The organism is Bremerella sp. JC817, assembly GCF_040718835.1.
Taxonomy (GTDB): Bacteria; Planctomycetota; Planctomycetia; order Pirellulales; family Pirellulaceae; genus Bremerella.
Window position 1 is genome coordinate 41,944 of record NZ_JBFEFG010000281.1, and the last position, 23,140, is coordinate 65,083.

The 23,140-nt window shown below is 57.2% G+C and carries 13 protein-coding genes; 9 read left to right on the top strand and 4 right to left on the bottom strand.

What is annotated here, in order from left to right; genetic code table 11:
- The first annotated feature begins 23 nt into the window (after window positions 1-23).
- The gene (locus tag AB1L30_RS23365) at window positions 24-1,904 is read left to right on the top strand and encodes a LamG-like jellyroll fold domain-containing protein (protein ID WP_367016534.1); all 1,881 of its coding nucleotides are present in this window, start codon (window positions 24-26) and stop codon (window positions 1,902-1,904) included.
- On the opposite strand, the gene AB1L30_RS23370 is transcribed toward AB1L30_RS23365, so the two are convergent.
- The 3 genes from AB1L30_RS23370 to AB1L30_RS23380 are packed head-to-tail and all read right to left on the bottom strand — an operon-like array spanning window position 1,895 to window position 7,109.
- Window positions 1,895-5,062 (bottom strand): efflux RND transporter permease subunit, encoded by a 3,168-nt coding sequence (locus AB1L30_RS23370; RefSeq protein ID WP_367016536.1) that lies wholly within the window; start codon window positions 5,060-5,062, stop codon window positions 1,895-1,897. The genes AB1L30_RS23365 and AB1L30_RS23370 overlap by 10 nt on opposite strands.
- 21 nt (window positions 5,063-5,083) lie before the next feature.
- Window positions 5,084-6,406 carry an efflux RND transporter periplasmic adaptor subunit gene (locus AB1L30_RS23375; RefSeq protein WP_367016538.1) on the bottom strand — a complete coding sequence of 441 codons (1,323 nt, stop codon included), beginning with the start codon at window positions 6,404-6,406 and terminating at the stop codon, window positions 5,084-5,086.
- Window positions 6,375-7,109 (bottom strand): TetR/AcrR family transcriptional regulator, encoded by a 735-nt coding sequence (locus AB1L30_RS23380; RefSeq protein WP_367016539.1) that lies wholly within the window; start codon window positions 7,107-7,109, stop codon window positions 6,375-6,377. Before AB1L30_RS23380 ends, AB1L30_RS23375 begins: the two co-directional genes overlap by 32 nt.
- A 318-nt stretch (window positions 7,110-7,427) precedes the next feature.
- On the opposite strand from AB1L30_RS23380, the gene AB1L30_RS23385 reads away from it, so the two are divergent.
- Window positions 7,428-9,422, top strand: coding sequence for an SHD1 domain-containing protein (locus AB1L30_RS23385; RefSeq protein ID WP_367016541.1), 1,995 nt, complete (start codon window positions 7,428-7,430; stop codon window positions 9,420-9,422).
- Window positions 9,423-9,441: 19 nt separating this feature from the next.
- Here the strand turns inward: AB1L30_RS23385 and AB1L30_RS23390 are convergent, their stop codons facing one another.
- Window positions 9,442-10,179 carry an AraC family transcriptional regulator gene (locus tag AB1L30_RS23390; protein WP_367016543.1) on the bottom strand — a complete coding sequence of 246 codons (738 nt, stop codon included), beginning with the start codon at window positions 10,177-10,179 and terminating at the stop codon, window positions 9,442-9,444.
- A 134-nt stretch (window positions 10,180-10,313) separates the two neighbouring features.
- Between AB1L30_RS23390 and AB1L30_RS23395 the strand changes: the two genes are divergently transcribed.
- The 7 genes from AB1L30_RS23395 (at window position 10,314) to AB1L30_RS23425 (ending at window position 23,057) form a co-directional block, all read left to right on the top strand.
- A complete protein-coding gene (locus tag AB1L30_RS23395; protein ID WP_367016545.1) occupies window positions 10,314-11,261 on the top strand; it encodes a dihydrodipicolinate synthase family protein in 948 nt (315 codons plus the stop codon).
- Between the two features lie 40 nt (window positions 11,262-11,301).
- On the top strand, window positions 11,302-12,564 hold the full coding sequence (locus AB1L30_RS23400) for an FAD-dependent oxidoreductase (RefSeq protein ID WP_367016547.1): 1,263 nt from the start codon (window positions 11,302-11,304) through the stop codon (window positions 12,562-12,564).
- Window positions 12,565-12,738: 174 nt separating this feature from the next.
- Window positions 12,739-14,247: a sulfatase gene (locus AB1L30_RS23405; protein ID WP_367017873.1), complete on the top strand. Its 1,509-nt coding sequence runs from the start codon at window positions 12,739-12,741 to the stop codon at window positions 14,245-14,247.
- A 183-nt stretch (window positions 14,248-14,430) separates the two neighbouring features.
- Complete coding sequence (locus AB1L30_RS23410) at window positions 14,431-17,019, top strand: sodium/solute symporter (protein ID WP_367016549.1); 2,589 nt, start codon at window positions 14,431-14,433, stop codon at window positions 17,017-17,019.
- Window positions 17,020-17,110: 91 nt separating this feature from the next.
- On the top strand, window positions 17,111-17,830 hold the full coding sequence (locus AB1L30_RS23415; protein WP_367016551.1) for an AraC family transcriptional regulator: 720 nt from the start codon (window positions 17,111-17,113) through the stop codon (window positions 17,828-17,830).
- A gap of 154 nt (window positions 17,831-17,984) precedes the next feature.
- Window positions 17,985-21,509 carry a bifunctional proline dehydrogenase/L-glutamate gamma-semialdehyde dehydrogenase gene (locus AB1L30_RS23420; protein ID WP_367016553.1) on the top strand — a complete coding sequence of 1,175 codons (3,525 nt, stop codon included), beginning with the start codon at window positions 17,985-17,987 and terminating at the stop codon, window positions 21,507-21,509.
- Window positions 21,510-21,608: 99 nt separating this feature from the next.
- Window positions 21,609-23,057, top strand: coding sequence for a sulfatase (locus AB1L30_RS23425; RefSeq protein WP_367016555.1), 1,449 nt, complete (start codon window positions 21,609-21,611; stop codon window positions 23,055-23,057).
- The last annotated feature ends 83 nt before the right edge of the window (window positions 23,058-23,140 follow it).

Below are 23,140 nucleotides of genomic sequence, written 5' to 3' on the forward strand. Positions count from 1 at the left end.
TGACCAATTGAAGAGGCAACTCGATGAAAACTACCGTTCTCCCGATCCTGGGACTACTTACACTACTTGCGACAACCGCTTTCGCCCACGAAGGACCCGATCCGCTGGCGCGGTGGCGGTTCGATTCCGATGCGATTTCGCAGCAAGGCGATCAGACCAAGATCCTTCCACGGCGCGGCCCGACCGGTGTGCTCATTGGCAAGTTCGAGATGCTCGGCGAAAAACACGATGAGACCCTCTTCTTAAGCGGCAATCAGTCGGCAGTCATCATTGCTGAAGACCACAACGAGGCCAGCAAGTACCTGCCGACCGAAGCATTGACGGTCTCCACCGTCGTGTCGATCTCGCAGCCGGAACAATGGGGTGGACTGATCGGCGCGATTGAAGACAACGGTTCGCAGGAATCAGGCTGGCTGGTCGGCTACGACGAGAAAACTTTTACCTTCGCCCTGCGTGGGAAAGAAGGCACTGGCCGTCTGACCTACCTGAAAGGAAAGACACCTTACGAAGCAGGCAAGTTATATCACGTGGTGGCGGTCTACGACGGCGAGACGATGCAGTTGTACATCAACGGCAAGCTCGAGGCGGAAAGCAAAGAACAATCGGGGTCGATTCAGTACCCTGCCAAGACGCCGTACATGCTTGGTGCCTATCGCGATAGTGATGAGTTCCAATCGCTCAAAGGACGACTCCGCGAAATCGTGCTGTACGATCTCGCCGCGAAGAAAGAGTGGGTCGACCACGACTTCGAACACAATGCCAGTCTCGCAGCACTTCCTGCGATGGAGTCGAACGATCCGCTCGACTTTGTGATCGAGCCTTACCTGCAGTTCGGTACGCAGAACAGCATGACGGTCATGTGGCGAACCAATCGCAGGGCTCTCGGCACGCTGTACTTTGGCGAGTCGGCCGAATGTCCGAATCGCATCGACATTCCGGAAGGGAAAGAGATTCATGAGATCACGATCGAGGGGCTCGAGCCGGAGACGCAGTACTTCTATCGCACCGAATCACGCTTGAAGCCTGACGCCGAACCGTTGGTCAGCACGCCGGCCACCTTTCAGACGGCCGTGAACCGCGACACGCCGTTCGCGTTTGCGGTGATCAGTGACACGCAAGGCAACCCGGCCGTGAGTGGCAAGCTGGCTCAGTTTGCCTGGGGTCAGCGTCCCAGCTTCCTGCTTCACCCAGGCGATCTGGTGGAAGTTGGTCCGCGCGATTCGCATTGGACGCAGCATTTCTTTCCGAGCATGAACCCGCTGATTCGCCACGTTCCGTTCTTTCCGGTGCTGGGCAACCACGAACGGAATGCTCAACACTTCTACGACTACGTTTCCTTGCCGAAGCCGGAATACTTCTACCAGTTTCGATTTGGCAATGCCCATTTCTTCATGATCGACTCCAATCGCAACCTGGATCCCGATTCCGAGCAGTACCAATGGCTCGAAAAGCATCTTTCCGAATCGGATGCAACCTGGAAGTTTGTTTGCCATCACCACCCGCCTTATTCGTCCGACGAAAACGACTACGGCAATTTGTGGAAGACAAACAAGGGAACGCGTGGCGATCAGAATGCCCGTCAGTTAGTGCCGCTGTACGAGAAGTACCACGTCGACATCGTTTGGAACGGGCACATTCATTCGTACGAACGTACCTGGCCGATCCGCGAAAATCGGGCGGTGAAAGAAGGTGCTCCAATTTACATGATCACCGGTGGCGGTGGCGGTCCGCTGGAAACGCCCGGGCCGATCCGTCCGTTCTTCATGAACACGGTTCGCCGCGGGCACCATTACTCGATGGTTCGCATCAACGATACGAAGCTTGAGTTTCAAGCATACGACCTCGAGAACCGTCTGTTCGATCAGATGACGATCTCGAAGCAGACGGCTGCCGCTCACGAATAGAGCGGCAAGCCTTCTTCCTGCAAGTGGTCGCCTGACTCTGGCTCTGGCGACCGTTCGCGGGAACGCTTGCTTGGCCAGCGAATCCGCAACACAGCAGGGTTCACCATCACCATGTGCATTGTTGGCACAAAGGTCAACGCAAGCATCGTGGCTCCGATCACGCCGCCAGCGATCGAAATTGCCAGTGGTGGCCAGAAGCCTCCCCCGGCCAGAACCAGCGGTAAGAATCCGACCACGGTGGTTGCCGTCGTGGCGATCACGTGGCGGGTTCCTCGCATTACCACATCACGCACCGCAACCGGATCACCGACGCGGGCCTTCTCATCTTCGCGAAGCGCGGCCAACACAACGATCGAGTCGTTAATCGCCACACCGATCAAGCCCATCGTTCCAACGATCGCCATAAAGCCGAATGGGAAACCAAACAGCCACAGTGCGATCAGCCCCAAACCAACGGAAAAGAATCCGACCGCGCCAATCAAGATTGCCGCACGGAACGAACTGAACGAAAGCACCAGCGTCGCTACCATCAGCACCATCAGCACGCCGACGCTCGACATCAAGTTGCCGACCGCCTGATCGCGACCGTCCGCTTCACCACCGAGCTTCATTTTGTAACCCACTGGGAACTCGAATCCTGCCGCTTTCATCCGTTCGTCCAGCTTGCTGATCACCACCGAAGGTAACACGCCTGCTTTGACGTACGCTTTTACTTCGTTCATTCGCAAGTTGTTCAGCCGCGTGACCGCAGAGATCTCAGGCTTCAACTCCAACGATCCAATCGCCGAGAACGGAATCGTTGCCAGCCGGCGATCGCTTCCTGCTTGCGACGTCACCAGGTCGAGCGAAGCGATATCGGAAAGTTCGGCCCGCTGCGACTCTGGCAGACGCACTCGCACCGGAAGTTCTTCGGTCTCTTCGAGCACGGTGCCACCCAATGCCCCTTCGGTCGAAGCGGCCAGCTGTTGTGCGATCTGCATGCGATTCAGCCCGGTCAGCCGAACCTTCTCTTCGTCTAGCACCAAGGCAAACTTCGGCAAGTCGTCCCCCAAGTCGCTCCGCGTGTGGGTGACTTCCGGAATCTGGGCCAGTTCGGCGCGGACTTGTTCACCAAGCGAACGCAGCACGTTCAAATCGGGACCAAAGATCCGGAGCTCAACAGGGGCATCGAAAGGAGGCCCCTGTTCGAGCTGCCGGGCCAGAATGCGAGCCTCAGGGACTTCGCGATCAAACTCCACTTGAAGTTGATTGATCACGTCCGCCGTCCCTTCGGCCGACTTCAGTTCAACGATTGCCTGGCCATAGGGTGCGTTGTTTTCGCGACGACGCACAATGTTGTAATAGAACGAAGGTACGCTCTCGCCCAGGATCCAGTCGATCCCGGTCACTTCCGGATGGCGTTTGGCAATCTCGCTCACCTTCCGCGCGGTCGCTTCGGTATGGAAGATCGACGCTTGCGGCGGCAATTCCAACTCAATCTGAAACTGATTGCGATCGGCCGGTGGAAAGAACTGCTCTGGCAGATGCCTTGCCTGCACGAAACCAACGATCGGCAACACAATCGAAATTGCGATGCTGAGGATCGGTCGAGCCAGTAGGAAGTCGACCACGTTCTGCCATGCCAGCGCTAGCTTCGGACTTTGAAAGCCACCACGCCACCAATGCTCGCCCGGGCGATGATCTGGGTCGGCAAACAACGCCGCCAAGGCAGGTGTCACCGTCATGGCCAACAGGAACGAACTGGTGATCGCCAGCATCACACTGATGGCGATCGAACCGACGAACTCGCCGGCTGGGCCAGGCATCAACGCGATCGGCGCGAAGGCTAGCCCCGTGGTTAGAGTGCTGCCGAAAAGCGGAATCGCCAGATGGCGTGTCGCCGCCGCGACCGAGTGGCCAGCCGAGTCCCCTTCTTCCATGCGGACCTTCACTTCGTCGACCATCACGATCGCATTGTCGATCAGCAGCCCCAGGGCGATAATCAACCCAGTGATCGACATCTGATGCATCGGAATTTCCAGCATCCGCATGCCGGCCAATACCATGAACGCCGACAACGGCAAAGCGGCCCCGACCACGATCGAGCTTCGCCAGCCCATCAAGAAGAAGATCACCGCGACAACCGCCGCCCCACCGATCGCCAGGTTCCATAGCAGATTGTTGAGCCGAGCTTCGACGTAAGGGCTTTGCTCGAACAAACGCTCCAGTTCGACGCCGCGTGGCAGTTGCGATTCAAATTCAGAGATCGACTCCTGAGCCGAAGCATTCCACAGATCAAGGCGATAATCACTACGGACCAGCGTCCCAATGGTGACCGCCATGCGATCGTCGATAATCGCCATGCTCCGCGGAGGCTGCACGATTCCTTTATGGACTTCAGCGATATCTCCGAGTCGGACGAACTTGCCATCAGTTCCGTAGCGAATCGGTGTGGCCGAGATACGGTCGATCGAATCGAGTTCGCTGTCGACTTCCATCAGAAAATCGGACTCTCGGGAACGAATCAGACCAGCGGAAAGCTTCGCGTCACTCGCCGATAGCTGCTGGGCGACGTCGGCAGCGGTCAATCCAATACTGGCAAGCTGTGCCGGTTGAACTTCCACGGCGATCTCTTCTTGCGGATCGCCAAACATCTCGACATCTTCGGTGCCTGGTACACTGCGCAGACGATCTTCCAACTGCTCGGCCAGACGAAGCAAGATGGCATAGCTTGGCTTTTCGTCCTGGGTCCACTTCAGTGCCAGGATCGAAGCGTATGCTTTTGTCGTGATAAGTTCGATGTCAGGCTCGCCGACTCCGTCGGGGAATTCGGCCTGAGCGTCGTCGATCTTATCGCGGATCCGCGACCAGATTTCTCCCACCTCGTAGACGTCGTCGCGCAGCTCGACCACCATCACCGAAGCACCGGCTCGGCTGGTCGAGCGAATTTCTTTGATCTCTTCGACCTCTTGCAGCTCTTCTTCCATGCGGTCGGTGACCAGCACTTCCACGCGATCGCCACGGGCCCCAGGGAACAGCGTAGTGACGATGGCAAAGCGTGGTGTCAGCGTCGGGTCTTCCAGCCGCGGCAACACGAAATAAGAGGACAACCCCGCCACAATGATGACGGCGATACTTAGCATCAAGAGTCGCTTGTCGCGATAGAATGCGTCGAACATCGCAGGTGCCTTCGAGCCGATTTATTCGGAAAGTGGTTGGGTATGAACCTGAACGCCAGGAACCAAACGATTGATTCCCGAGGCAACGATTTGATCGCCATCGACGATCGTTCCGCGGACGAAGCTCCGCTGGCTATCGCTGTAGATCACTTCAACTTCGCGGCGGCCAATGGTGCTATCCGCCTCGACCACATACAGCGACCAAAGCCCACGCGATCCTTGCAAGAGCGATGCATTGGGAACCCAGAAACCGGTGGCCTGGCGGGTCGTACCGATTTCCAGACGAGCGACCTGGGCAGGCACCCATTTTCGCGAAGCTTCCGGGCTGAGGGTAAACACGACCGTCTGAGTACGAGTCGTCGAATCGAGTTCCGGGATGATGCCGCTAACCGAGGCGACTTGCGTTTGCCCATCCACGACGATCGGATGCTGCTGACCGACTTCCAGCGACGCGGCCGTTTCGGGAGGCAAGCCGAACCAGGCCTCGAGCGGTTCATGCTCGACCAGCCGAAAGACCGACTGGCCAGGGCTGACGACCGTTCCTTCGTCGATCGAACGACGAGCAATCTTGCCAGAAAATGGCGCCACGAGTTGCGTATCTTCTTTCTCGTGCATCAAGTCGGCCAGGTCTGCTTCCAATCCGGCAACGACCGCCTTCTGAGCTTCGATTTGCTCCGGACGTGTTCCTTCACGTAGTTCCTCCAGCCGGCTTTCGGCGGCCTGAAATCTTCCCTGGGCCGCTTGCGTTCCGTAGATGGCATCTTCCAGGGTCTCTTGCGAAATGGCACTCCGCTTGATCAGTTGCTCGCGACGACCTCGGTTGGCCTCTTGCAGTTTCAGTTCTGCCGAGAGTTGACGCACTTCGGCTTCGGCCGCCTCGATCACTTCGCGACGCGGGCCGGCGATCAGTTCCCGCAGAATGGCCGCTTGCTGGTCCCGCTGCGCCTCGGTCTTGCGGATCCGCGCCGCTAAATGGCGATCGTCGAGCGTGGCCAGTGTTTGACCTTGCTTGACGGTATCCCCTTCGTCGACCGTCAGGCGAATGACTTTGCCAGCCAGCTCGAACGAAAGTTCGCTGGTTCGTGCCGCGACCAAGACACCGGTGTAGGTTCGCCGCGCAGCATAGGTTGGCTGCGACTTGGCCGCGAACACTTCAACCGGAGTCGGTTCCGCTGTGGGTGGAGGTAACGGAACCGACTCGGCAGAAGTGAACTTCCAAGTCATCAGCGCCGCGAGGACGGCGACACCGACGACTCCGAAGAAACGCAGGGTCCAAAGTTGACGCTTCGTCCACTTTCGTGCAAAAAAGGACTCACGACTGGACGAGGAGCTGCTGATATTCATCGGCAAAGGTCTCCGTAAGGGCCTTATGAAAGACTGCTTCGTAGTCGTGGTCGGTGGACAACGCTTGCCATCCGAAACCATCGAGCATGTGATTCAGGCAATTTCGAATTGCCAAAGGTGGATTGACGATCCCAATCTCGCTCAGTGAATTGCTGGTCGACATCAGTGTGAACGATCCGAAGTTGATCGCCCACATTCCGAAGACCATATCTTCCGGTGTCATTTCACCCGGAAGGGTCACGTCGCCTTGAGCGATCGCATCGCGGACGATTCCCGCCACGATTCCCATGCAGGCCTGTTCGCAGGTATGCATGATATTCTGACGTTTCTCCGAGGTCTTTTCCCAAATCGACGAGAGCCGAACCACTTGTTCAACATGGAAATGACTCGGATAAAGACGTACGAACAACTCGCACGCCACTGCGATGGCTGTCAGCCGTTCGCGGGACTTGCCCTTGAACAGCGACGCTCTTTGAAACAAAGCGGTTCGCTTCTTCTGAGTCTCGACCGCCAGTGCGAGGATGATGTCCTCTTTGTTGGGGAAGTGACGGTAAACGGTTCCTTTGCCGTATTCGACGGCTTCGGCAATGCGATCCATGCTTAAACCGAGGTACCCATCGCGCTGCAACATTTCTCGTGCAACCGACAGAATTTGGGCTTCACGCTCCAGGATCTCACGCTGTTTACGGCTTAGTGGGTTCATCAGGGACTATTTTGGACGCTTCGTCCACTTTTTGCAAGCGATGATTCGGTAAAGATTTTCTCTCCTACAACCCCAATTTACCTCCATTGGGTGAAACGCAGACGACTGAATCGACAGTCGCAGGTCGATTTCTTACATTTATGGCAACATTTCTCTAGGCTCGCCATCCCTCGATCCCCTCAGCCCCCTAAACATGGTTGCACCATGCCACTTGGCGGTGTCTACTTGGGGCGATTATTGGCAATCAAGCAGAAACTCCATCGGCTGGTTGCCAGGCCATGCTTTCATCATCCCTCAGGTAACTGGTAATTGTTTCTCATGTTTCATCCTCGAGCGCTCCGCGGGCAACGCTTTTGGCTTGCATCTCTCTTCCTTTGTGCCATTCCGCTGCCGACGTTTGCTGGCGAACCAACGGGGGCGCTCGTTAAGTTCGCTGAAAGCCGAACCTGGAGCGACGACTCTGGCAAGTTTCAGATTGGTGGCAGTCTGAAGCTGGCGACCGAAAACGAAGTCCAAATATTGAAATCGGACGGTCTCGTCGTCACGGTGCCGCTGAATAAGCTGAGCGCGAACGATCAGAAGTTCATCGCCGACTTTTTAAAAGCCGAAGCCGCCCAGAACGATCCCTCGAATCCTTTCGCCGGGGGTGCCCCGTCCAACCCGTTCTCTGGTGGCAAACCAGCCGCCGCGATGCCTGCCACAGCAACACAGCCCCCTGCGGCGAATGGTAATTTGCCAAAAGTCAGCGCGGCGACCGCCGGCGCGCGTCCTTTGAACATCACCGCAGGCCGGGCCTTCTGGTCGGTAAAGCCTCCGATCGCACTGCCAAAGGTAGAGTCCCAAGACTCGGTTTTGCCGATTTCGTTTCTGAAGCCACGCCGTGGCAAGATGGTCGCCGCGGCGGCGGGTCGTTCGCCGACAATCTTCTTGAATGTCTACGAGGAAGGACGCCGCGCCGACGAGAACTATGGACGCTTCGCTTTGGTTGATCCCAAGTCAGGCCAGACATCGCCCGTGACCGACTTCCCGCAGGCCTGGAAGATGCTGTGCGTTGCCCCCAATGGCAAGATGATCGCGGCCGTGGAAATAAAGGGCTTCGACAAAGGGAACGAACTGGGCATCTTCAAAGTGGAAGGGACCACCGTGATTCCGGTGGTTCAGTTCACTGCCGGTGGTGGCGACTGGGCCGAAATTCAACAGGCTAACTTCCTGCCGAACGATCGTATTGTGGTCATCGATCAGAAGAAGAAGCTTACCGTCTGGGATATCTCGAATCCAAACGCCGTGCGAGCCCTCGTTCAGGGCGAACTGCAATCGACGAACGTCAAGTCCACCCCGGCCGGCGAACTGATGATCGTGCCGATGAAAAACAACATCGCCGTTGTCGATACCAACACCTTTGAGGTCGCTGGCGTGATCAATGTGGGCGAAGATATCTCGCACCTTGGCGTCTCGGCCGATGGTAAACGCCTGGCAGCGAAGCAGTGGAATAACCTCGTAATTTGCAGCATGGAAGATGGCTCGGTCATCAAAACAATTCCTGCCGACAGCGGCTCGCATTTCGCTGTCGAATGGGTGGGAGACTACGTAAAGGTGGGCGAGGTCCTCTACGACGTGAACCTTGGAATTCCTTACTGGAAGTACGATAACTGGGCGATGGCCAAGGTGCTGTACGATAACGTTCTTTTCTCTTTGTTCGATGAACGCGACGGCACCGTTATGGCGATCAACACGCTGCCCCACAAGACGGCCATTCAATCGGGTGAAGGGATCGATCCGAAATCGGTTTTCGCAATGACGCCTGGCAGCAAAGTTCGCGTGGTCACCAAGACCGATTCGATCTCGGCGGAAGAGCAGCAGAAGCTCCAGGAGGCGATCGCGGCATGTATCACCAAAGCAGGCTGGACGCGTGACGACTCATCTTCGATCGTGATGGAATTCTCGATCCAGCAAGGCGAAGAAAAGGAAGAAGAGTACGTCACCCAGAAAAACCGCTTCGGTCCTGGCATGATTCCTCCTCCCTTCATGGGTGGCCGACCTTCCGGCCCGACCGAAAAGGTGAAGTTCCGACCCTGGAATCATTCGGTGGAAGTCAAAGAGAATCAGTCGGTGCTCTACCGCAACAACTACCAGGTCGGTGCCCCGAGCCGCTTCCAATCGGAAGAAGGGGAATCGACCCAGCAAGCCGTGCTGAAGCTGATTAAGCCGCGTCCGAGTTGGTTTGAAGGGGTGAACATCCCTTCGCACTTGATGAAGGCAGGCAACCAGTCTGGGCTTGGCAAGTCGTCGATCACCGCGACCGGTTTGAAATAACTTCGACCGCCTCGGTTCATTACGTCGCGCGACGGGCACTTCGATAGTCGCGCGGCGACATGCCGGTCGCTCTTCGAAACTGCCGGGTAAACGCACTCTGGTCGGCGTAGCCTGCTTCCATGGCAATGCTCGAAATCGAATCTTCGGTCATCCGTAGCCGACGCTGCGCCAGGTCGATCCGAAGTTTCAACAGCCACTGTCCGGTCGTCAGTCCGAAGACCCGCCGCATACGACGATCCAACTGGTAAGGCGACATTTCGGCAATCTCGGCCAACTGGGCCACGCTGGGTGGGTTCTCGAGGTTGGCTTCCGCGTAGTTGATCGCGTTGATCACATGCTGGTATTCATCGGTCGCCAGATCAGGCAATCGCAAGTCTTGCGACACCCCCACCAGCCCTACGACTTCGGCTGCCTTGTTGCGAAGTGGTAATTTGCTGGTAAGGCACCACCCCACGTCGCGCGAAGCGTAGAAGTGAAGTTCGAGCTGACCAATCAGCGGTTGGCCTGTTGCCAGAACTTTCCGGTCCTGGTCTTCAAAACTTTGCGCAAGTGGAGGACGCAGGACTTCGCCAGGCGTCTTGCCCAGCAGATCCGATTTCGCTTTGACACCGCATCGCTGGACCAACGTATTGTTGACCACCAGGTACTGCCCCATCGTGTTTTTGATGAAAAATACGATGTCTGGTAGGTGGTCAAACAACATCTCGCCGGTGAAGGGCTGGTCGAGCTGCGTCAGGATATCTTCGATTTGTGCCATGGAATTCTCTTTCGGAACTATGCGCAAATTCAAGTCGCGATTGACGCCTTTGTCAAGACATTCCAGGTCAAATGTGGCTATGATCAAGGAACCTTGAACAAACTCACTTTGTCCTCCCTCAGCAGAGAAGTGGCGTGACCGACAAATCTGACGTGTTTCGTGGCTGTATTCCAGCCTTGATGACCCCCTGCCATGCCGATGGTACGCCTAATTTCGAGGCCCTGGTCGCGAAAGGGAAAGAACTGATCGAAGTCGGCATGACCGCGGTCGTCTATTGCGGTTCGATGGGGGATTGGCCTCTGCTGACCGACGAACAACGGCAGGAGGGGGTTCGTCTCTTGTGCGAAGCTGGTGTGCCGGTGGTCGTTGGAACCGGAGCCCAAAACCCAAAGCTGGCCGCCGCCCATGCCGCTCATGCTCAAAGTGTGGGTGCTGCCGGCCTGATGGTAATCCCCCGCGTCTTGTCGCGAGGCACCTCGAAGATTGCCCAGAAGAATCACTTCTCGGCGATCCTGTCGGCGGGCAACGAACTGCCGTCGGTGATCTACAACAGCCCTTATTACGGCTTTGAAACCAAGGCCGACTTGTTCTTCGAGCTACGGAACGAGTTCTCGAATCTGGTCGGCTTCAAAGAATTCGGCGGGGCGACCTCGCTGACCTATGCCGCGGAACACATCACCGGCACCAATCCCGACCTGGTCCTGATGGTTGGCGTCGATACCCAGGTTTACCACGGCTTCCTCCGCTGCAACGCCAAGGGTGCGATCACCGGCGTGGGCAATGCGTTGCCAAAAGAAATTCTGCGGCTGATCGACTTGTGCGAGAAAGGTGCCGCCGGCTGTGCCGAGTCGCGTCGCCTGGCTTGGGAACTGAACGAAGCGTTGACCGTGTTGTCGACCTTCGACGAAGGCCCCGACCTGGTGCTGCACTACAAGTACCTGATGGTGCTGGAAGGTAACCCAGAGTACGAGCATCACTTCAACGAGAGCGACAAGCTGAGCAGCAGCCAGCGTGAATACCTGAAGGCCCAGTGGGAACTGTTCCGCAAGTGGTGGGATTCGTGGCCAGGCTCGAAGGCTTAAGTTCGATTCTCTATCACTTTGCAACCTGGGAACACGCTCGATGATTTCGGCATCGCGTCCTGAACATGTGCTGATTGTTGGCTCTGGCATCGTAGGTATCGCCTGTGCGCATTACCTCAGCAAACAGGGCTTGAAGGTGACGGTGATCGATCGTTCGACCATCGCCGGCGCGTGTTCCCATGGCAATTGCGGCTACATCTGCCCTAGCCACGTTCTTCCCTTGACTGAGCCCGAAGCCCTCGGCACGGCGTTCAAGTCGCTGTTTCAGCCGAACGCTCCGTTCCGAGTCAAACCTCGCTTCAGCCCTGCGATGTGGAACTGGATGTGGCAGTTCGCTCGGCGCTGCAATCATCGTCAGATGCTGACCGCTGGCGTGGCCTTGAAAGCGATCCTGGACTCCGCCATGAGCGAGTATCGCGAATTGCTCAAGAGCGAGCCAATCGAGTGCGAATGGAAAGAGACCGGACTGCTTTACGTCCTGCAAACGGCCAAGGGGATGCGCGCATTCGCCGAAACTGACCGGATGCTGACCGATCACTTCGGAGTCTCGGCGCGGCGGATTGATGGCAGTGAACTTGCCAACTTCGAGCCCGCCCTGAAAGATAATCTTGCCGGAGCGTTTCATTATGAAGGAGACGCTTCGGTTCGACCTGACTTGCTCAATTCGCAGTGGGCGGAACTCTTGAAACAGCGCGGCGTGACGTTCCTCGAAAACTGCGAACTGAAGCATATCGAGAAAGCAGGCGGGCGAATCGTTCGCCTCCATACATCACACGGCGAGCTCGAGGCGGATCGTTTTGTGATTGCGACCGGTGCCTGGAGCACGCGGCTTGGCAGAGTCTTAGAGTGCCGGATTCCGATCGAGCCTGGCAAGGGCTATTCGGTCACGATGTCACGTCCCGATCCTTGCCCACGTTATCCGATGCTTCTACCAGAGCACAAGGTAGGCGTCTCGCCGTTCGACGGGGGCTATCGCCTTGGATCGATGATGGAGTTTTGTGGATATGACGAATCGATTCCGGAAAACCGGATCGCGCAGCTTCGTTCGTCCGCCGAGCCCTACTTGCGATCCCCTTCCACGAACGAAACCCAGCAAACCTGGTATGGCTGGCGACCGATGACCTGGGACAGCCTGCCGATCATCGGCCGCACACCGCGTCTCGAGAATGCATTTCTGGCAACCGGGCATAACATGCTGGGGCTGAGCATGGCCACGGCGACCGGCAAACTGGTCGCCGAGCTGGTGACGCATGTTTCGCCGCATATCGATCCTCTCCCCTATTCGCCGGCCCGGTTCGTCTAGTCACGTTCGGCAATTCAGGTGCGGAGTTTTTACCCAAATCACCACTGCAATGGGTGGTTATTTGGGTTAAGATGGACGTGCTTTCCTCAAATCCCCCTGCCCTGAACGCTCTATTCGACGAGGTGCTCCTTGAATCGCACGCCCCAATCGCTTGCGCGACATCTCTTTTTGTTGATGTTGGTTTTTCTTCCTACGGCTGCCTGTCTGGGCGCGGAAGATGCCAAGCGGCCTGATCGCAATGTTATCTTCTTCATCACCGACGATGAGAGCCCCACGCTCGGCTGCTATGGCGATCCGGTCGCCAAGACACCGAACATCGACAAGCTGGCCGCCGACGGAACCGTGTTCCTTAACGCGTTCGCCACCACGGCCAGTTGCAGCGCCAGTCGCTCGGTGGTGATGACCGGTCTGCACAATCACATGAATGGGCAGTATGGGCACACACATCACTTCCACAAGTTCTCGTCGTACCACGACGTGGTGAGCCTGGCCCTTCCCCGTTTGATGGCCGACGCCGGATATCGCACGGCGCGCTGTGGCAAATATCACGTCGCCCCGGAAGCGGTCTTTCATTTCGAGAAAACCATTCCAGCCAACGAACGTTCGACGGTCGAGATGGCGGAAAACTGCCGCGAGTTCATCACGGAGAATAGCGAACAACCATTCTTCCTTTACTTCGCCACCAGCGATCCACATCGTGGCGGAGGCGTCGACAAGACTTCGACGCTGGAACTGAAGCCAAACCTGTTTGGGAACAAGCCGAACAAGAAGGCTTACCCTGGCGTCGATGAAGTGTTCTACGATCCTGCCGAAGTGCCGATCCCCGAATTCCTTCCTGACACGCCAGACACACGCGAAGAACTGGCGCAATATTACCAATCGGTCTCGCGTATCGACCAGGGCCTAGGACGATTGGTCGAGATTCTGAAAGAGAATGGTCTGTACGATAAGACGATGATCGTTTTCACCGCAGACCATGGCATGGCGTTCTCCGGCGGTAAGACCACCGTTTACGAAGGAGGCTTGCGGGTTCCTTTCGTGGTGCGTAACCCGTACGAAAAGAATCGCGGCATCAAAACCGAAGCGATGATCAGCCACGTCGACATCACTCCATCGCTACTCGACTTTGCCGGTGCCCTTGATCGAGAAGCCCACCGTCCTAAGAACCCGATTAACGCGAATGCGTTCTGGAAGCAACGCGGTGAAGCGTTGCAGGAAAACCGTAGCGGTGGCAACAAGTTCAACGAGTACCACGGCCGCTCGTGGATTCCGCTGCTGGGCGATCCAGAAGCAACGACGCACGATTCGATTTTCGCGTCGCATACCTTCCACGAAATCCAGATGTATTACCCCATGCGAGTCTATCGCGATAAGCGATTCAAGTTGATCTGGAACATCGCGCACAAGCTCGACTATCCCTTCGCTTCGGACCTGTGGGCTGCTTCCAGTTGGCAGGCTCAATACCAAAAAGGAGAAGACGCACCATACGGTACGCGAACCGTTGGCGAGTACATTCATCGCCCGGAATTCGAGCTCTTCAACATGGAAACCGACCCGCACGAATCGCTGAACCTGGCCAACGATCCAGCCTATGCCGAAGTGCTCGAGCAGTACAAAGCGAAGCTGAAAGCCAAGCAGAAAGAGCTGGATGATCCTTGGATCATGAAGTGGGATTACCAGTAATTTATCTTTCTGCCGACGACCCTGAAGGCCCTTTTGCCCGAGCGAGAGGGCCTTTTTCATGCGCTCGCGCAGACAGAAATATATTCGGCCGATTGAGTTTTTCTCGGTAGTTTGCCAGTATGGTTTGGCACCCTTCGCTTCCCCTCTTGGATTACCCCACTCGTCACGCCAAGAAAGCCTTCGATGCCCCACCGACGCCCACCCTGGCTAGAGCTTGCTGCTGGCCTGCTTCTATTATTATGCCCTTACGTTTGCCAGGCAGAAACGCAACTTCAGTGGGAAGAGCTCCCAGCCCTGCCGAGCGATTTGGGTGTGGCAGGGCCAATGGCAGGCGTTCACAACGACTGCTTGATTGTCGGCGGCGGAGCGAATTTTCCGCGACCGGTCTGGGAATCGGCCAAGCAGTGGGTCGACGACGTCTACGTTCTTTCGCGGACAGAAGATGCCTACCAATGGCATAACGCCGGCAAGCTTCCTCGTCCGATCGCTTATGGCGCCGCGGTCTCGACAGCGCAAGGCGTATTGTGCATCGGTGGGTCGGATGCGGAGTCCGTTTATGCAGACTGCTACTTCCTGAGTTGGTCGAACGACAAGCTTTCGACTACCGAGGTTGCTCCCCTCCCACAGCCAATGGCTTATGGTCAGGCTTCACGACTTGGCGATAAGGTCTACGTAGCATGTGGGCAGTCAGAGACTGGGCTTTCCAGCGCGACGAACAAGCTGTGGTCGCTCGACCTTACTCAGTCTGGCCAGCCGAAAGTCTGGAAGTGGAACGAGCTGCCCGCGCTGCCTGGTCCAACCCGGGCCTTCAACCTGGTGGCCGCCCAGCACGATGGCTTCGACGCGTCGCTCTACGTGATTGGTGGCCGGCGCGAAGAAGCCGGCCAGGTCGAGTTCCTTCAAGATGTCTGGCAATATAATCCTCGCACCAACGTCTGGAAGCAGCGCACAGATGCTCCCCGCGTGATGATGGCGGGCGAAGCAGCCGCCGTCGGGCAGAGCCATATCTTCGTGCTGGGCAGTGCCGACGAGAGCAACTGGGATCGCGTTGACCAGCTGAAGGACGATCACCCAGGCTTCCCGCGCGAGGCGTTCGCTTACCATGCCATCACCGATACCTGGAACCGCTTGGGGGAAACGCCGGAGAACCTGGTTACGACCATTGCTGTTCCCTGGGGTGATTCGATCATCTTGCCCAGTGGCGAAGTCCGTCCCCGTGTTCGGTCGCCCCATATCTGGAAGATCACGCCACACACCACAGGCAAAAGCTTCGGCGTGGTCAACTACATCGTGCTGTTTGGTTACTTGCTGGCGATGGTCGGGGTTGGGGTGTACTTCACGCAGAAGAACAAGAACACCGACGACTACTTTCGTGGCGGGAAGCAAATCCCATGGTGGGCGGCTGGATGCAGCATCTTCGCCACGATGCTCAGCTCGCTGACTTTTACCGGATTGCCCTCCAAGGCGTTTGCCCAAGATTGGGTCTACGCGCTGGGCAACTTCACGATTCCGATCGTCGCGATTTTGGCCGTTTATGTTGCCCTCCCCTTCTATCGCCGAATCGACGCGACCAGTGCTTACGAATACCTCCATAAGCGTTTCGGTTATGGCACGCGAATTCTGGCCAGTACCAGCTTCGTGTCGTTTCATTTATTTCGCATGGCGATTGTGATGTCGCTTACCGCGTTGGCGTTGGCCGTGGCGACGCCTCTTTCGCCGGTGCAGTCAGTCTTGCTGATGGGTGTCCTCAGCATCGCCTACTGCACGATGGGTGGCATTGAAGCAGTCATCTGGACCGATACCATCCAAACCTTTGTGCTGCTGGGCGGGGCGATCCTGGCGATTGCGTTGCTGATTGCCGGCGTCGACGGCGGGATAGCAGGGTTCTGGGATATCTCGCAATCGGCCGACAAGTTCAACCTGGCTAACTGGAATCTCGAAGTCGGCACGGCCCAGGTCGCCTTCTGGGTGATTGTCTTGGGGGCGGTCGCCCAGAACATCTCTTCATATACTGCCGATCAAGCAGTCGTGCAGCGTTACGTGACGACCCCGACCGAAAAGCTCGCCGCCCGATCAATCTGGATCAGTGCCGTATTGACCATACCGGCGACGCTGCTGTTCTTTGGAATCGGGACGGCGCTCTATGCGTTCTATCACAGCAATCCGGAACGACTCGACGCACTGATCACAACCGATCAGATCTTTCCGCTATTCATTGCTCGGGAAATTCCGATTGGTCTGGCCGGTTTGATCGTGGCAGGCGTTTTCGCCGCGGCCCAGTCGACGATCTCGACCAGTATGAACTCGTCGGCGACGACCATCATTGTCGACTTCCTTCGTCCCAATAACTTCTGCCAATCGGAACGAGCTTATCTGAACGCTGCCCGGGCATGCACCTTTCTGGTCGGTGCGATCGGCACGATGCTCGGGTTGCTGTTTGTTGATCCGGCGATTCGATCTCTATTCGACTCGTTCATCTTGATTGTCGGGATCTTCATGGGAATTCTGGGCGGCCTCTTCCTGCTCGGAGCATTCACCCGCCGCACCAATCAGGCGGGAGCCTTGGCCGGGGCGATCGTCGGTGCGGCGGCCATGGTCTGCTTGTGGAAATTCTCCAGCTTCAACAGCTTTGTCTTTCCCGTTGCCGGTTTGACCGTTTGCTTCGTGGTTGGCTACGTCGCTAGCTACGTCTTCGGTCCTGCCCCGAAAGACCTCGCAGGGCTCACCGTTTACGACTTCCCCCCTTCCGAGAGCGAAACTGCCAGCACGTAGTTCGCTAGAGCGGTGCTGGTAGAAAATGGATCCACGCGATAACAATAGACGATTCGAAAACTGTGCCCTCTCGAATTGAAGCTGGATGCCGATGAATCGCGAGTTCCAAGATGGCCTGGTCGATCAACTATTTGATTGCCTGGGTGACGTCGTCTATTGCGTGAAGGATACCGCAGGACGTTATACCTTCGTGAATCATGCGTTCGCCGAACGCCTGGGTGTCTCGGACCCGGACGAACTGATCGGGAAGACTGCGTCCGACTATTTCCCGGCCGAACTTGCCAAGGTCTACGACGACCAGGATCGCGAAGTCCTCCGCACTGGTCAGCCGCTACGTGACCAACTCGAATTGATCTCGAACGTCGACGGAACGCTCGGCTGGTATCTCTCGAATAAGTTCCCCATCCTGACCGACGATGGCGAGACCACCGGCCTGGTCGGGGTATCGCAGGACCTGAAGCACCCCAACGACAGCGATTTGGAGCTGGCCGACCTGCGGGTAACCGTCGATTACATCCGAACGCATATTTCGGAACCGCTCAAAACGGAAGAGCTGGCCGAGCAAGTCGGCCTTTCCACAACGCAGCTCGATCGACGGATGCGACGTGTGTTTCGGCTTTCGACAAAGAAGTTCGTGATGAAGGTCCGCCTCGACCTGGCGACGCAACTGCTGACCTCGACCGAACAGTCCTTGTCAGAGATCGCTTTAGCCTGTGGTTTTAGCGACCAGAGTGCCTTCACGCGGCACTTTGGCGCAGCGGCAAACCAAACGCCATTGGCGTACCGAAAGTCCCACCAGAAGCCGGGTTAGGGAAATTGGAGCCTTTTCTCCGTTTCGTTTTTTGGCGGAAACGGGCGTCGATGACATTCAAAATGTTCAATACTGCGCAGAGCCCTTCTTTCTAGAATCTAGGAAATGGATTTCTTCCCAGGCTCACTCGCAGTTGTTACTCGTGTCGACAGTAATGCATCCCGAACAAACGTTGAATGGTTTCGATCTTGATCAGCTTGCTCGCGAGGCTGTTCAACTCGCCGCCGAGATCCTTCAGGCATCCAAGGCTCGCGAAACCGCGGAGGACCGCGCCAACCTCGCCAAGGTCGCTGGTCTGATTGAAGATCACGAAGGCAAAGAACTGACCGTCGCCATGGCGGACCAGGTGCTGCGGATCAAGAACCCGCGGCGCTCGGCTCACCAGCTCAAGGCACTCGTGCAGCAGCATGGCCTGCCGAAGTACTTCAGCCCGATGGATCGCATCCTGCTGCAGCTAGGCGTCTGGGCGGCCCTGGTTGCACCCGGCATTGTAATGCCACTGATCCGTAAACGAATCCAGACTGATTCGTCGCACGTGATCATCTCGGCCGAGCCAAACTCGTTCGCCAACTATCTGCAACAGCGCAAGAAGGATGGCATCCGCATCAACTTAAACCAGTTGGGCGAAGCGGTTCTGGGTGCGCAGGAAGCAGAACGCCGGTTGGAATCGTACCTCAAGCGTCTGGAAGACCCTTCGATTCGCTACGTCTCGGTGAAGCTCTCGTCGGTCGCCGCCCATATCAGCTTGATCGGCTACGAAGCGACACTGAAAGAGATCAAGGATCGCCTTCGTATTCTGTATCGTGCCGCACTGGCCGATCGAGAAAATCCGCGATTCATCAATCTTGATATGGAAGAATACCGCGACCTCTATCTGACGGTCGACGTCTTCCGCGCTGTGCTCGACGAACCAGAGTTCGCCCGACTGCCAGCCGGCATCGTGCTTCAGGCCTACCTGCCAGACTCGTTTGAAGTCTTACAGTCGCTGACCCAGTGGGCCAAAGATCGCGTTGCTAACGGTGGCGCCGAGATCAAAATTCGCCTGGTCAAAGGGGCGAACCTGGCGATGGAACAGGTCGAAGCTTCACTGAACGGCTGGCCACAAGCTCCTTATCACACCAAGACTGAAACCGACGCCAACTATAAGCGGATGGTCGAGTTCGCCTTCCGGCCGGAAAACATGACCGCTGTGCGGATCGGTCTGGCGAGTCACAACTTGTTCGATGTCGCCTTCGCCCTGCGAATGGCCCAGCAGCGCGAGGTGACAGCGCGGGTCGAGTTCGAGATGCTCGAAGGAATGGCCAACGCCCAGGCCCGCGAGATGCGCGATCGCACCGGCGACCTGTTGGTTTACGCCCCCGTTTGTTACGACGCCGACTTCGATTCGGCGGTGGCGTATCTGGTCCGTCGCTTTGACGAGAACACCCAGCCAGGTAGCTTCCTTGGCTCGTTGTTCGGCCTGGAAGTCAGCTCGGAAGCGTGGAACACGCAAAGCAAGTTGTTCCTCGATGCTTGCCGCTTGGTTCAGTCCGATCAATTGAACGCGAAGCCAAATCGTATCCAAAATCGCGCGGAGGAAGATCATCAACCAACGCAGGCAGACCAACCGTTCGACAACGCTCCGAATACCGACTTCTCGATTCCAGCCAATCGCAAGTGGATCGCCGAGTTGGTTAGCGAATGGAAGAACAGGACCTTCGGGATCGTGCCGCTGCAAGTCGCCGGCGTGGAGGCAACGACTGAGATCGTTTCGGAAGGGCACGATCCTTCGCGCCCAGGACTGAAGCTATATCAATACGCCAACGGATCTCTGGAGCATGTCGAGTCGGCCTTAAGCTCCGCCGTGCAGAGTCAGACCACATGGGAACAGCTGGGCACTGTCAAACGTGCCGAGATCCTGCGCAACTTCGCCGCCGTGGCCGCCCAACAGCGTGGCGACATGATTGGGGTGATGATGGCCGACGCCGGCAAAGCAGTCACCGAGAGCGATGCCGAAATCAGCGAAGCGATCGACTTTGCCGAGTACTACAGCCGCTCGCTCGCCACGGCTGGTTGGGACGATGGAACCACTTCGACTCCCGTAGGCGTAGTGGTCGTGACGCCGCCCTGGAACTTCCCTTATGCCATCCCGGCGGGTGGCTGCCTGGCCGCGTTGATGGCCGGGAACAGTGTCATTTTGAAGCCCGCTCCGGAAACCGTTCTGACGGCATGGCATCTGGCTTGCCAACTATGGGAAGCAGGTGTTCCTCGCGACGTGCTGCAGTTTCTGCCGGTCGAAGATGGTCCTGTCGGTCAATCGCTGCTCAGCGATCCTCGTGTGGCGGTGGTTGTGCTGACCGGAGCCTATGCGACGGCCCAGCTATTTCAGTCGTGGCGTCCAGAACTGCGACTCTATGCCGAAACGAGCGGCAAGAATAGTATGATTATTTCGTCAGCGGCTGACCTCGATCTGGCCGTGAAAGACCTGGTGCGAGGAGCGTTCGGCCATGCGGGGCAGAAGTGCTCGGCCACGAGCCTGGCGATTGTGCAGCGCGATGTTTACGAGAGCCCGCAGTTCCGCAATCAGCTTCGGGACGCGGCAGCCAGTCTGCATGTCGCTCCGGCGTGGGATCTTTCGGTCGACGTGACGCCGATCATTCGACCACCACACGACGAGCTGAAGCGCGGCCTAACTCAGCTTGATGAAGGGGAAGAATGGCTGCTTGAGCCGCAGATGCTCGAGGGCAATCCTTGCCTCTGGAGCCCTGGCATTCGTCTCGGCGTGAAGCCTGGCAGTTGGTATCACCGCACCGAATGCTTCGGCCCAGTGCTCGGTATCATTCCTGTCGATACCTTCGAAGACGCGATTCAGATCCAAAACAACAGCGAGTTCGCCCTGACTGGTGGACTCTATTCGTTGGACGTGACGGAAATCGAAACCTGGCGAAGCAAAGTCGAAGTCGGCAATGGCTACATCAATCGCACCACGACGGGGGCAATTGTCCAGCGCCAACCGTTTGGTGGCTGGAAGAACTCGTCGGTTGGTCCTGGTGCCAAGGCTGGTGGTCCGAACTACGTCGCCGCCTTCCGCAACTGGACCCAGGTCGCGTTGCCAGCGACAACGTCGAAGGGAGATGCCCTTCCGGCCCAATTGCTGGAACTGCTGCCAACCGAACGTGATCGGGTCGAACTTCAAACAGCCGCTGCCAGCTATCGCTACTGGTGGAACGAGATGTTCTCGAAACAGCACGATCCGTCGCAGCTTCATGGCGAAACGAACGACTTCCGCTATCGTCCCTTGCCACAGCATGTGGTCCGGGTCGAATCGGACGATGTTCGCTTGCTCGACGTGCTGAAGAGCCACGTCATTTGCCAGATGGGCAACGTGCCATGGAAACTGAGCGTCGCCCCAGGCGTATCTCTATTCAACAAGGCTCCATCGAAGGTTCAGTCACAGATTCAAGCGGAATCGACGCAGGCCTTCCTCGAACAGCTTCGCCGCAACACGCCTGGCAGTGTCCGCGTGCTGGGTGCCGCTCCGGAAGTTGCTTTGAAGGCAAAGGGCTTCGGACATCGGGTTCTCGCTGGTGAAGCGATGGCCAACGGTCGCCTCGAATGGCTCGGTTACCTGCGGGAACAATCGATCACCGAGATCGTTCACCGCCACGGCAATACGACCTCACGAGCACCTCGCCGGTAAAAGCACGACATCGGCCGGAATCGATGGTAGGATAAGGGGCAACCGGAAACGTCAGGTTTCCTTGCCCCATCCCCTGCCCCATGCAATTCGATCCCAGTCATGCCTTTGCTCTTCCTGAAATCTCTGCGCGCCATTGCCGTGGTAGTTGTCCTTTTCGCCGCTGCCCAACCAGCGATTGCCGAAGACCGCCCGAACATCGTTTGGATCATCGCCGACGATCTGGGACCGGAACTGGCCTGCTACGGATACGAGGGTGTCAGCACGCCTCAGATCGATCGGATTGCAACGGAAGGGCAACTCTTCCGCCGGGCTTTTTCCACCGCGCCAGTTTGCTCGTCGTCCCGATCGGCATTTATCACCGGCGTCTATCAGACCCGGACCGGTACGCATCAGCATCGGACCGAAGTCAAACGCCCGCTGCCGGCGCCTGTCGTGCCGATCACCAAGCTTCTACGTGACGCCGGCTACTTCGTCACGAACTCGAACTCCACCTTCAAACGCCCTGGAAAAGAAGACTACAACTTCACCCACGATGGCAAACTGTTTGACGGGACCGATTGGTCGAAGCGAGCCAAAGGGCAGCCGTTCTTCGCACAGATTCAAATCCACGAACCGCATCGCGACTTCGTCAAGACAGACGACATCCATCGCGCCGACAACGTCAAGATTCCTTCATATTATCCAGAACATCCGGTCATTCGCGCTGACTGGGCCGAATACCTCGCCACGATCGAAGTGCTCGACCAGCATGTTGGCGAGGTGCTGGCCAAACTGGAAAAGGAAGGCGATCTCAACAACACGATCGTCTTCTTCTTCGGCGATCATGGACGCCCGCACTACCGCGGCAAGCAGTGGCTGTACGAAGGTGGTTTGCACACGCCTCTGATCGTTCGTTTGCCCAACAAGCATCACGCCGGGCAAACTCGCCAGGAACTGGTCAGCTTGCTCGATGTCTCGGCCGCGACCGTTGCGGCGGCTGGTCTAACGGTGCCAGAATGGATGGACGGTCAGAACCTTCTTGCGAACGACTTCGCCGGGCGAGAGATCATCTTCGGCGCCCGAGACCGCTGCGGCGACGCGGTCGATCGAATTCGTTCGGCACGCACCGACCAGTTCAAATACATTGTGAATGACTTCCCGGAACTCCCTTACTCGCAGCGAAGCGGTTACAAGGAACTGCAGTACCCGGGTATGACGGTTGCCCGAGTCTTGAAACAGCGGGGTGAATTGACTGGCCCCCCGGCGTTGTTCTGGGAAGAGACCCGTCCAGCGGAAGAACTGTACGACTTAAACGCAGACCCAGAAGAAATCAACAATCTCGCCGACAACCCAGCGTATGCCAAGCAACTGAAGCAGCTGCGAGCCGAAGTCGAAGCCTGGCGTGCGGAAACACGCGACCAAGGTCTGCTGCCAGAACCTCGTTTGAAAGAGACCCTTGAGGCAAGTCGACGCTGGGCAGACAACGTGCTGGAGCGGCGGGGGCTCGCGCCGGAGATCTCGCCCGAAGAATACTTAAAGTGGTGGGAGCAGGAATTAGGGGTCGAGTAGTTCACCTTATTAGGCCAAATCAGTCGACTAATGTGAATTCCGGTTTTTTGAAAGAATCCATGTCCAATTCCGTTCGGGTTGGC